General features: G+C 45.2%; 9 protein-coding genes. 2 read left to right on the top strand and 7 right to left on the bottom strand.

Annotation, left to right across the window (positions count from 1 at the left end; genetic code table 11):
• Nucleotides 1–15: 15 nt before the first annotated feature.
• Together HMPREF9698_RS01715 and HMPREF9698_RS01710 are read left to right on the top strand one after the other, a co-directional pair.
• Nucleotides 16–765: an ABC transporter ATP-binding protein gene (locus tag HMPREF9698_RS01715; protein WP_003776683.1), complete on the top strand. Its 750-nt coding sequence runs from the start codon at nucleotides 16–18 to the stop codon at nucleotides 763–765.
• A 1-nt stretch (nucleotide 766) separates the two neighbouring features.
• Entirely contained in the window at nucleotides 767–2755 is a 1989-nt protein-coding gene (locus tag HMPREF9698_RS01710; protein WP_003776681.1) for an ABC transporter permease, read from the top strand.
• 363 nt (nucleotides 2756–3118) lie between these two features.
• Here HMPREF9698_RS01710 and lepA read toward each other — a convergent pair whose 3' ends face one another.
• The 7 genes from lepA to truB all read right to left on the bottom strand — a co-directional run bounded on the left by lepA (nucleotide 3119) and on the right by truB (nucleotide 11933).
• Nucleotides 3119–4942 carry a translation elongation factor 4 gene (lepA, locus tag HMPREF9698_RS01705; protein ID WP_003776679.1) on the bottom strand — a complete coding sequence of 608 codons (1824 nt, stop codon included), beginning with the start codon at nucleotides 4940–4942 and terminating at the stop codon, nucleotides 3119–3121.
• 130 nt (nucleotides 4943–5072) lie between these two features.
• The gene (gene dnaJ / locus HMPREF9698_RS01700; protein WP_003776677.1) at nucleotides 5073–6230 is read right to left on the bottom strand and encodes a molecular chaperone DnaJ; all 1158 of its coding nucleotides are present in this window, start codon (nucleotides 6228–6230) and stop codon (nucleotides 5073–5075) included.
• An 87-nt stretch (nucleotides 6231–6317) separates the two neighbouring features.
• Nucleotides 6318–8156, bottom strand: coding sequence for a molecular chaperone DnaK (gene dnaK / locus HMPREF9698_RS01695; protein WP_003776675.1), 1839 nt, complete (start codon nucleotides 8154–8156; stop codon nucleotides 6318–6320).
• A 70-nt stretch (nucleotides 8157–8226) separates the two neighbouring features.
• Nucleotides 8227–8820 carry a nucleotide exchange factor GrpE gene (gene grpE, locus HMPREF9698_RS01690; RefSeq protein WP_003776674.1) on the bottom strand — a complete coding sequence of 198 codons (594 nt, stop codon included), beginning with the start codon at nucleotides 8818–8820 and terminating at the stop codon, nucleotides 8227–8229.
• 15 nt (nucleotides 8821–8835) lie between these two features.
• Nucleotides 8836–9867: a heat-inducible transcriptional repressor HrcA gene (hrcA, locus tag HMPREF9698_RS01685; RefSeq protein ID WP_003776672.1), complete on the bottom strand. Its 1032-nt coding sequence runs from the start codon at nucleotides 9865–9867 to the stop codon at nucleotides 8836–8838.
• 183 nt (nucleotides 9868–10050) lie between these two features.
• Nucleotides 10051–11010: a riboflavin biosynthesis protein RibF gene (ribF, locus tag HMPREF9698_RS01680; protein WP_003776670.1), complete on the bottom strand. Its 960-nt coding sequence runs from the start codon at nucleotides 11008–11010 to the stop codon at nucleotides 10051–10053.
• An 8-nt stretch (nucleotides 11011–11018) separates the two neighbouring features.
• On the bottom strand, nucleotides 11019–11933 hold the full coding sequence (gene truB, locus HMPREF9698_RS01675) for a tRNA pseudouridine(55) synthase TruB (protein WP_003776668.1): 915 nt from the start codon (nucleotides 11931–11933) through the stop codon (nucleotides 11019–11021).
• Nucleotides 11934–11952: the final 19 nt, after the last annotated feature.

The following is an 11952-nucleotide window of genomic DNA, read 5'->3' as shown; positions in this document are numbered from 1 at the left end:
AAAGAAGGAGTCAAAATGCTACTGCAAGTTAATCATTTGAAGAAAGTTTATGGTAGCCAGTCGTACCAAACCCAAGCCCTAAAGTCCATCCAATTTGGTGTCAAAGAAGGAGAATTTGTTGCTATCATGGGGGAATCCGGGTCGGGCAAGTCTACCTTATTAAATATTATAGCCACCCTGGACCAGGCCACTGAAGGTCAAGTCCTAATTAATAACCTAGATACCAGTCAGTTTAATGAAAGTCAACTAGCTCAATTCCGGCGCGAACGCTTAGGCTTTGTTTTCCAAGATTTTAACCTCTTAGATAGCTTAAGTAACCAAGATAATATCCTCCTGCCCCTGGTCTTATCCAATACCCGGCCTAAAGATATGAAAAATAAACTCAAAGCTCTAGTCCCATCGCTCGGCATTACTAACCTGCTAGACAAGTATCCCTACCAAATTTCAGGTGGTCAGAAACAACGGGTAGCCATTGGACGTGCCTTGATCAGCCAGCCCGATTTAATTCTAGCCGATGAGCCGACAGGAGCCTTGGATTCAAAGTCATCACAAGTGATTATGGAGCTCTTCCAAAAGATTAATGGTGCCGGCCAAACCATCTTAATGGTGACCCACTCGCTTCGGTCAGCTGCTTATGCTAAGCGAGTCCTCTTCATCAAAGACGGGATTGTTTACCATGAAATTTACCGGTCAAATCAAGGCTTGCAGACCTTCCAAGACCGAATTGCTGACTCTTTAGCAGTCGTCAATAGTCGGGGTGAATAAAATGAAAAATAAAATATTGCGACAGCTTAGCTGGCAAAATTTGAAAGCCCACCGTCAAACCCTAGTCCCCTTTGTCCTATCTTCGGCTATCTTATCCGGTTTACTCTATTTGATCATTTCCTTAGTCAACAACGATTATGTTATCCGCCGCCATGAAGTCTTGCAGACCCTTATGGTTATGGCCGGGGTCCTAACCACAATATTTACTGCCATATTTATCATTTATGCCAGTCTCTTTATCTACAAACAGCGGCATAAAGAGATAGGCTTATTCAGTGTTTTAGGTATGAGCAAGAAGCATATTCAAAAGATGACCCGGCAAGAATTGCTCATTCAATGGCTACTGACCTTAGTCTTAGCTATCCCGGGTGGTTACCTCTTTGGTCATTTGGTTTTCATCTTCCTCAACCGCTTAATGCAAGACACTGGTTTCCAATACATGAACTATCCTTTTGATTTAACCGCCATGCTAGCTGTCATTATCATTACAGGCCTTATCTTTTTAACTGTCTATGGCATCCACCACTTTAAAGTCCAAGTAGCCAATCCCATTCAACTGATTCAAGCAGCCAAGACTAGTGGAAAAGAGCCCAACAACAACTTCTTAGCCCTTATTGTAGGCCTTATAATGGTTGGCTTCGGTTATTATTTGGCCATGACTAGTGCTGGCTTAGTCCAGTCTCTCTACCGTATTTTTGTTGCTGTCCTGCTAGTCATTGTAGGCTCTTACTTCTTACTAGGCTCTTTAAGTATTTTTATCCTAAAAGGCTTAAAGAATAATGATTCTTATTACTATAAGGCAGAAAACTTCCTATCTCTATCTGGGATGCTTTACCGGATGAAGGCTAGTGCCATTAGCTTAACCAGTATTAGTATTTTATGTACTGGCTTAATGATTATGCTTGGTATGACCCTCACTGCCTACCGGGGAATGGAAGACCAGGTTGACCAGGCCCTAGAAGCTGACTATCACGTCTCCTATTATAATTTTGATAACCAAGACCAAAAAGACTTTAATGGTATAGTGGACAATATTGTAGCGGACTTAGACCAAGAGCTAGCAATTGAATCTGTTCGGACTTATTGTTCTAGTCAGATTTTTTTCGAACTAAAGGGCAGAGAATTTCGACCCCTCGATATAGATAAGAGCTCTCCCCAAAATGCAGGGCAAGCCAATATATTTAGACAAGAAGATTTTAATGCAGCCTTCGATGAAAATATCCAGGTCAATAACCAGCAAATTGGCCTGGTATCTAATGCTGAGCGTTGGAATCAATTTGACCAGGTAATCTTCGCAGGCCAAAGCTATGAAGTCGTCCCCCTCCCCGATCATGGAATGGGCAATATTGCCATTGACTTTATGCAGATTGTCCTCCCGCCCAATTTATCCTTTGAAGCAGCAAGTCAAGCCTACCCTAGTTATGCCGGAGATGACCAAGAACCCCTTCCCCTTGTAGTGGGCCAGCACGCCAATATTGACGGGCAAAGTGACCAAGCTGACCAAGCAGGCATAGAAGAAAGCCTAGCTAACTTACAAGCTAGGTATGGTGTTGACATTACCAGTCGTTTTGGAGCAAGTCAGATCATTTATGCTGTTAACGGTGGGGCCCTTTTCTTGGGAATCCTCGTCAGTGTAGTTCTTTTAGTAGGGGTCTTCCTTATAATCTACTTCAAGCAAATCTCAGAGGGCCAACAGGACAGGGATAATTACCAAATTATGCAGGCTGTTGGCTTAGGTCAGCAAACTATTAAAAAAGCCATTAACAAACAAATTATATGGTTATTTCTCCTCCCCTTGTTGGTTGCGATCACCCATATGGCTGTCTCTTCCACTATTATCTTTAATATCTTAGGCCTGATTAATGTTCGAGATTGGGGGCAATTTATCACTAGCTACCTGCTGGTTATCGTCTTCTTTAGCCTGGTTTATGGCTTCATCTACTGGCTAACTTCACGGACTTACTATCAAATCGTGAGTCAATCCAAGTAAAATAATTTTAAAAAGTGACCTCATGCCAAGGCTGAGGTCACTTTTACTTGGTAAATAAAATGGGGTTTGCTTTTCCTAACCTATTTAAACAGCAAACAAACTAAGCTAAATCTTTTGCTGTTAGTTTTTAAGAGCCTGTATCCTTTCTTTACAGGAGATGGATTGTAAAAATCAAGTCGGCCACCTTAGTGTAAGACCACAAAGGTCAAAAATAAAGAGTCAAAAGTGAAAAGCCACATAAGTCCCCCGCAAGACCAAAACCCTAGCAAGGCTTCTCCCCAACCTTCTTTTATCCAAAGATTGGGGCAAGCGGGCTTGCTAGGGCTAGTCTTGTTCAGCATTAAAAGTTAAGGGAAAGCTGGGCTAGTCTTCATCCAAGTCCAAAACGGCCATAAAGGCTTCTTGGGGGATGTCAACATTCCCCACACTTTTCATCCGTTTTTTACCTTCTTTTTGTTTTTTCAAGAGTTTTTGCCGCCGGGTCACGTCCCCACCATATAACTTGGCGGTGACATCCTTACGGTAGGCCTTGACAGTGGACCGGGCAATAACATTGTTGCCCACTGCAGCTTGAATGGGGATTTCAAATTGTTGGCGGGGAATTTTGGCTTTCAACTGGTCTGCTATAGCCCGACCCCGTTCATAGGAAAAGTCCTTGTGTACGATAAAGCTCAAGGCATCGACCGGGTCGCCGTGGATCAAGATATCCATTTTAACCAAGTCACTGACCTTGTAGCCGTCTTCTTCATAGTCCAGGGAAGCATAACCCTTGGTCATGGACTTGAGCCTGTCAAAGAAGTCAAAAACTATCTCAGACAAGGGAATAGAATAAATCACATTGACCCGGATATCGTCCAGGTATTCCATGGTGATAAAGTCTCCCCTTTTGCGCTGGCAGATCTCCATGACAGGTCCTACATAGTCATTTGGCACAGTAATAGTGGCTTTCACGTAGGGCTCTTCAATGGATTCAACTTCGCCAGCATCGGGCATCTCAGATGGGTTAGAAACTTCCACTTGCTGGCCGTCTGTTTTATTGACATGGTAGATAACTGACGGAGCTGTTGTGATCAAGTCTAGGTCAAACTCCCGCTCCAAGCGTTCCTGGATAACATCCATGTGGAGCATGCCTAAGAAGCCACAGCGGAAGCCAAATCCAAGGGCCTGGGAGGTTTCTGCTTCAAATTGAAGAGATGAATCATTTAACTGGAGGCGCTCTAAGGCCTCCCGCAAGTCTTCGTAATCACTTGAATCGGTCGGGTACATCCCGCAGTAAACCATTGGATTCATCTGGCGGTAACCTGGCAAGGCTTGGTCAGTCGGTCTGTCTTCCAAGGTAATGGTATCCCCAACCCGGGCATCCCGGACTGACTTGATATTGGCCGTGATATAGCCAACATCGCCTACCATTAAATAATCTCTTTCAATGGGTTTGGGGGAGAAAATCCCCAGTTCAGACACCTCATAAGTCTTGCCACTGTTCATTAATTTAATTCGGTCGCCTTTTTTTACGCTACCTTCTACGATTCGAACGCTCAAGACAACGCCCCGGTAGGAATCATAAATGGAATCAAAGATCATAGCCTTAAGGGGGTTGTCAATATCGCCACTTGGGGCTGGCAGGTCTGTCACTATTTTTTCTAGGATTTCTTCAATTCCAATCCCTGACTTGGCACTGGCGCGAACGGCCTGGCTTGAGTCTAAACCAATAATATCTTCAATTTCTTGTCCAACTCGGTCTGGGTCAGCAGCCGGGAGGTCAATTTTATTAATTACAGGTAAGATCTCTAAGTCATTGTCCAAGGCCAAGTAAACATTGGCCAGGGTTTGGGCCTCCACCCCTTGGGCAGCATCGACGACCAAAATTGCCCCTTCACAAGCTGCCAGACTCCGGGAAACTTCATAGGTAAAGTCGACGTGGCCAGGTGTGTCAATGAGGTGGAAGGTGTATTCTTGATCGTCCTTGGCCTGGTATTTCAACTCCACTGTGTTTAATTTAATGGTAATGCCACGTTCCCTCTCCAAGTCCATTGAATCCAGGAGCTGGTCTTGCATTTCTCTTTCAGCAACCGTTTCAGTGACTTGTAGAATCCGGTCAGCCAGAGTGGATTTCCCATGGTCGATATGGGCAATAATGGAAAAGTTACGGATGTTTTTTTGACGTTTTCGCGCTTGGTCTTTGTCCATGTCATTCCCCTTTTCTAGACATCAGTCTTTACAATTATATCAATCTTAAACCGGGATTACAATTATTGGTTTTTCCCAAGCAAGACAGACAAAGCCCCCCAAGTTAGCTTCCACTTGAGGGGTCATGGGTTTAATCTTTATCTTTAAAAGCATCTTTAAACTTTGAGAAGAAAGAACCTTCCTGCTTGTCTTGCTCTTTGACCTGGCCAATATCGCCTTCTTGGGCAAATTCTTTCAGCAATTCGGACTGGCGTTCATTTAATTTTTTCGGCACGACAACCTTGACTGTGATGTGCTGGTCACCGTTGCTGTTGCCGTGAAGCTTGGGTGCCCCCTTGCCTTTGATCCGGAAGGTGGTGTTAGGTTGGGTACCGGCTGGGATTTTGAACTTGACCTTACCGTGGACAGTTGGAACTTGGATTTCATCTCCTAAGCTGGCCTGGACAATATTGATTTCTTGGTTGTAGTAGATTTCAGAACCGCGCCGGTCAAAGATATCGGACGGTTTGACCCGGAAGACGATAAACAAGTCACCATAAGGACCACGGTTTTTACCAGCAGAACCTTGGTTCTGCAACCGCATTTGGTGGCCGTCTTCCACACCAGCAGGAACTGTCACCTTGACACTGTGACGTTTTTTAGTCGATCCTTTGCCGTGGCACACTGAGCATTTTTCCTTGATTTCTTGACCTGTTCCGTTACAGTTGGGACAGGTTTGCTGGGTCATCATCCGGCCAAAAGGAGTGTTCCGTTCTGCTTGAATACTACCAGACCCCCCACACCGTGAGCAGGTTTGGGGACTGGTCCCTGGCTTGGCACCGGTCCCGCCACAGTTGTCACATTCTTCCTGGCGGTTATATTTAATAGTGGTCTCCTTGCCAAAAATGGCTTCTTCAAAGTCCAAGTCCATGACATACTGCAGGTCATCACCAGGTCGGGGGGCAGAAGGGTCCCGTCTTCTGTTTCCGCCACCACCGAAGAACTGGTCGAAGATATCTTCAAAGCCGCCGAAGCTAGAGCTTCCAGAAAAGCCACCGCCTGCTGAGCCACCACTGAAGTTCGGATCATTAGCAGCATGGCCATAACGGTCATAGGCAGCCCGCTTGTCTTCATCGCTTAGGGTTTCATAGGCTTCAGAGACCTGTTTGAATTTTTCTTCCGCACCAGGTTCATCATTAATGTCGGGGTGATATTTTTTAGAGAGTTTCCGGTAGGCCTTTTTGATGTCTGCCTGGGATGCATCTTTGGAGACACCTAGAATGTCATACAAGTCTTCTTTTTCTGGCATAGTTTTCCTCCAATACTATAAAGTAAGTATCATAGAAAAAGCCAAGCACTCTGTCTTGGCTTTTTCCTGATGTCAAGTTAGATGCAATTAGTCGTCGTCAACTTCTTCAAAATCAGCATCGACCACGTCATCGTCGTCTGAGCCGGAATCATCAGACCCAGCTTGGTCATCTTGGCCGGAAGCTTGTTGCTGTTGTTGGGCTTGCTCATAAAGCTTAACAGTTAGGTCTTGGACAATTTCACTTAATGCATCGCGTTTTTCTTTAATAGCATCAAGGTCATCGCCTTCAAGGGCTGATTTCAGTTCTTCTTTAGCGTCTTTCGCCTTTTGGGCTTCAGACTCGTCGACTTTGCCTTCAAGGTCATCTAATGTTTTGTCAACTTGGAAGACAAGTTGGTCGGCTTCATTACGGAGGTCCACTTCTTCCCGACGTTTTTTGTCGGCTTCGGCATTTTCTTCCGCATCTTTCACCATACGGTCGATATCTTCATCGGAAAGACCAGAAGAAGATTTTATGGTAATGTTTTGTTCTTTACCAGTTCCTTGGTCCTTAGCGGAAACTTTGACAATACCGTTTTTGTCAATGTCAAAGGAGACTTCAATTTGAGGGACACCACGTGGGGCTGCAGGGATATCAGTCAATTGGAAACGGCCAAGAGTTTTGTTATCTTTGGCCATTGGTCGCTCACCTTGCAAGACGTGGATGTCAACAGCTGGCTGGTTGTCGGCTGCAGTGGAGAAGACTTGGGACTTGCTGGTTGGGATGGTGGTGTTCCGTTCAATTAAGGTTGTGAAGACACCGCCCATGGTTTCAATCCCAAGTGAAAGTGGGGTAACGTCAAGAAGGACAACATCTTTCACATCACCAGAGATAACCCCACCTTGGATGGCAGCACCTAAGGCAACCACTTCATCAGGGTTGACTGACCGGTTCGGTTCTTTACCAGTTTCAGTTTTGACCACATCGACAACAGCTGGGATACGGGTAGACCCACCTACTAGGACAACTTGGTCAATTTCATTTTTGTCGATACCTGCATCTGACAATGCTTTACGGACTGGTTCTTTAGTCCGGTTGACCAAGTCCAAGGTCAATTCATCAAACTTAGCCCGTGTTAGGGATTGTTCCAAGTGGAGTGGGCCGTTATCCCCTGCTGTAATGAAAGGTAGGCTAATTTGAGTTTGGCTGGTGCTGGATAAGTCTTTTTTGGCTTTTTCCGCCGCATCTTTCAAGCGTTGACGAGCCATCTTGTCAGTTGACAAGTCAATGCCGTTTTCTTTTTTGAAGTTTTCGACCAGGTAGTCGATGATTTTGTTATCAAAATCGTCCCCACCTAACTGGTTGTCCCCAGCAGTCGAGAGGACGTCAAAAACGCCATCACCTAACTCAAGGATGGAAACGTCAAAGGTTCCCCCACCCAAGTCAAAGACCAAGATGTTTTCTTCTGAGTCTTGTTTTTCGAGGCCGTAAGCCAAGGAAGCAGCAGTCGGTTCGTTGACAATACGGTCCACTTCCAAGCCGGCAATTTTACCAGCATCTTTGGTAGCCTGTCTTTGGGAGTCGTTGAAGTAAGCTGGAACAGTAATAACCGCATTAGTGACTTTTTCACCAAGGTAGTCTTCAGCGTAAGATTTTAAGTGTTGCAAGATATAAGCAGAAATTTCTTGAGGGGTGTATTCCTTCCCTTCAGCTTCTATCTTGCGATCTTCACCCATGTAACGTTTAACCGACATGACAGTGTTTGGGTTGGTAATCGCCTGACGTTTGGCAACTTCTCCCACTTGAATTTCCCCATCTTTAAAGGAAACTACAGAAGGGGTGGTTCGGTTCCCTTCTTTGTTTGGGATAATGGTGGGTTCGCCACCTTCTAAAACAGCAACAGCAGAGTTAGTTGTCCCTAAGTCGATACCAATAATTTTAGCCATATTATCAATCTCCTTCGTACAAATTTTAATTTAGTGAAATGGATACAAGGTATTTTAAAAGTTAGCCCATTTATTCAACAACGGTAACTTTAGCAGGTCTCAAGACCCGGTCATGAAGCTTGTAGCCTTTTTCAAAGACTTCAGCTACTTGATTACTTTCTTGACCCTCTTGGCCAGGCACTTGGGCATAGGCTTCATGGAAGTTGGGGTCAAAGTCCTCTCCGGTTGGATCGATCACTTCAATCTGGTTGTTAGCCAAGGCCTGCAAGAGACTGTCCTTGACCATTTCTAAACCTTTTTTCAGGTTTTGGCCCGATTCATCTTGAACTTCAATTTGCAAGGCCCTTTCTAAGTTATCGATGGATGGCAAAACATCCTTGGCCAAATCTTGAGCTCGAAAGCGTTGGAGCTCTTCCCGGTTTTTGGCATGCCGTCTTTGCAAGTTTTGGATTTCGGCCTGGAGACGAAGAACTTTTTCTTCCAAATCTTCCTTTTCAGCCTCTAATTCTTCTATACGGCTGTCTAGGCCCTCATCTTGACCTTGGTCGGAACTAGCTAGGTCTGAGTCTTGGTCTAGTCCTTCGTCTTGATTTTGGTCTTCTGTTTTGTCCTCACTGGAGGCAACAGATTCTTCTTGGTTCACATTTTCTTCTTCATGACTCAAGAAAACCCCTCTTTTCTAATGGATATAATAATTCAAGAGCGCTTCAACGAGCTCAATTTTAAAACCTTCAATCACGCCAAGTGTCTTGGAATAAGGCATATTGGTTGGGCCAAGGATGGCAATCAGGCCTGACCCAATATTACCAACTGAATAATCAACCGTGATCAGGCTCAGGTTATTAAAACGCTCATCATTTAATTCCTCACCAATCCGGATGTTAACCCCCTGGTCAGCTAAGTTGACCAAGCGGCTTAAGTCATGTTCATGGTCTTCAAACAAGTCAAACAAGCCCTTGATTTGGTCAATCCCTAAATCCTCGGTAAAGTTGAACAACTTGTTCTTACCAGATATGTGGACTTGGTTTTGGTCGGCTTGTTCAATACTGTTAATAACCGGGCTGAGTAGGCTGGATATATCCCCTAGTGAGCGACGAACAAGAAAGGGAATCTCCCGGTCTAGCTTGTCATGAACCTGGCTAAGGAGAAGGCCTTGTAGCTCTTGCTTGAGTAAGTCAGACAGCCGGTCAATGAGGCTACGACTGACTCGGCCCCCCACCCGGAAAACGCTACTCTTAATGGTTTGCCCGTCTGTTTCCACAATTGCCATGACCTGGTTAGCATTGACCTTAACCAGTTTGAGATCTGTCAGCCGGGATTCTAGGGCTTTAGGGCCTAAGACAATGGCTGTATAGTTGGTCAAGTCTGACAAAATCTGGGCTGACTGGTTGACAATGTCATCCAATTCCTGAAACTGCTTGGACAACTCCTGGGCAATCCGGGCAATGGAGTCCTGAGGTGGCTGTTCCGGTTGCATAATATGGTCTAGGTAAAAACGGTAGCCCTGCATGGAAGGTACCCGGCCCGAAGACAGGTGGTTTTTTTGAATAAAACCTTTCTCCTCTAACAACTTCATCTCATTGCGGATGGTCGCCGGACTGGCTTCAATATCGGTTTGCTGGGCAATGGTTTGGGAGCCAACTGCCTCACCCGTATTGGCAAAAAAATGGATAATATTTTCTAAAATTGAAATTTGTCTTGCTGTTAGCATGTTACTCATCCTTTCAGCAAAACAGTCCACCAAGTTCCCCTAAACAAGCTTCGGTTTAACTTGGTTAATACTTATCATTAAAATTAGCACTCACAAGACCCGAGTGCTAACTTCAATTCTTATTTTAATAAAAGACCGGCTAGCTGTCAACAATAATGTTCCAATTATTTAGCAAAAAAGCCCTTAATATAAGCAGTCAGGGTCTAGGTCTGCTAGTCTCTTTTCCGAGTCCTTTTGGTCTTTACCCAGCTGGTCAATCAAGTCCTGGCTAGAGTCGAATTTTTCTTCTGAACGAAGGTAGTCCAACCACTTAATTCTAACATTTTCCCCGTAGATCATTTGGTCAAAATCAAAAATATTTACCTCAATAGACTGGTTGTTGCGAAAGCCAAAGGTTACATTGTAGCCAATAGAAGCCATGCCGCCGTACCACTGGCCATTGACTTGGATAGCCACGGTATAGATACCGACTCCGGGCAGAAAGACTTGGGGATGGGGTTCAATATTGGCTGTTGGATAACCCAAGTCCCGTCCCCTGGCTTCGCCATGGATGACATACCCGCTTGTTTCATAATAGTAACCCAGAAGCTGGTTGGCTGCTTTGACCTGGCCGTTTGCAATCAATTGCCGAATCCTAGTCGAGGAAATTTTGCCTTGGTCATCGGAATACATCTGGACAGTCTTGACCTCAAAACGGCCTTGTGCCAGTTTAGGCAGTCTTTCCATATTGGCAATGTCTTTCTTGCCATAAGTATAGTCAAAACCGGCTACCACATATTTAGCATGCCAGTCTACCATATAGTCTTGGACAAATTCTTCCGGTGTCAAGGCTCCCAAACTAGAGGTGAAATCCATTTCATATAAAATGTCCACCCCAAGTCGCTCGATCAAGTCTAACTTACGTTCACGGGTAGTTAAGTAGGCATGCCGGCTGGGATCATATTTTTGGTAAACCAAGGAGGGATGACGGTTGAAAGTCATGACCACGCTCGTTAAGCCCTGGTCTTGGGCTAGTTGGACCCCTTCTTTGATCACTTTGGCATGTCCTCTATGAACACCGTCAAAAAAGCCTAATATCAAAACGATCTCATCCCTGTGAAGGTCAGCTGGCTGGTAAGGGTGATGTATTTTCTTAACTTGCAATTCGACACCTACATTTCTGTCCTTAATACTTTCTTAGGTTTCAAAAGATCTGGTTTTTCTGGATGAGCCTGGTAAATAGCTACCGCCTGGTTTTGGTAATACAAAACCAGTGGATAGGTCTGGGCATAGTCAGCTCGGCTCAATAAAGCCCCATGTTTTACCCGGGACCATTCTTCACTTGACAGCTGCTGGGAGGGCAAGTGACTAAGGGCTCTTTCGATGGGCTCTAAGCAGTCAGCAACTTGCCCCTGGTTTACCAGGTCTTCTAGCTGGTTGAGGGTCAAGCAGTCCTCTTTGGTAAAACCCCCGCTCCCTAGCCGGGTCAAGTCACTCATATAACCAGGATATCCCAACTCTCGGGCAATATCTTCAGCCAAGGTCCTGACATAGGTCCCCTTACTGCAAAGCACCCTAAAGGAAAAGCTAGCAGTCTGCTTCATTGGGTCAAAGGCTAAGTCAGAAGTCCGGTCTAAAGCCTGAATAACTACCTTCCTCTCCGGCCGGTCTACGGCTTCATTCTTACGGGCATAGTCGTATAAACGACGTCCCTTGACCCGAACAGCGGAATACATGGGTGGGACCTGACTGACCTCCCCTATAAAGCGATTGAGAACACGGTCAACTTGTTCTTTATTTAAGTCGGAAGCTGTGACTGGAGCCTGGGATAGGATGTCTCCACTCCCGTCCTGGGTTGTGGTTGACTGACCAAGTTCCACTTGCCCCTGGTAGGTCTTAGAAGACTCTACCATATATTCTAACATCTTGGTCCCCTTGCCAATTCCAAGGGGGAGAACGCCATCGACATCTGGGTCTAGAGTACCAGAGTGGCCAACCTTCTTAGTGGCCAGTATCTTCCTCACTTTATAGACACAATCATGGCTAGTCATTCCTCTTTCTTTCCACAAGGCTAAGAGGCCATCCACGAATCTCACTTCCTTTTTT

The organism is Alloiococcus otitis ATCC 51267, from assembly GCF_000315445.1.
GTDB classification, from domain to species: Bacteria; Bacillota; Bacilli; order Lactobacillales; family Carnobacteriaceae_A; genus Alloiococcus; species Alloiococcus otitis.
The sequence above is the reverse complement of the archived record's forward strand: the minus strand, read 5'-3'. Positions and strand labels throughout refer to the sequence as shown.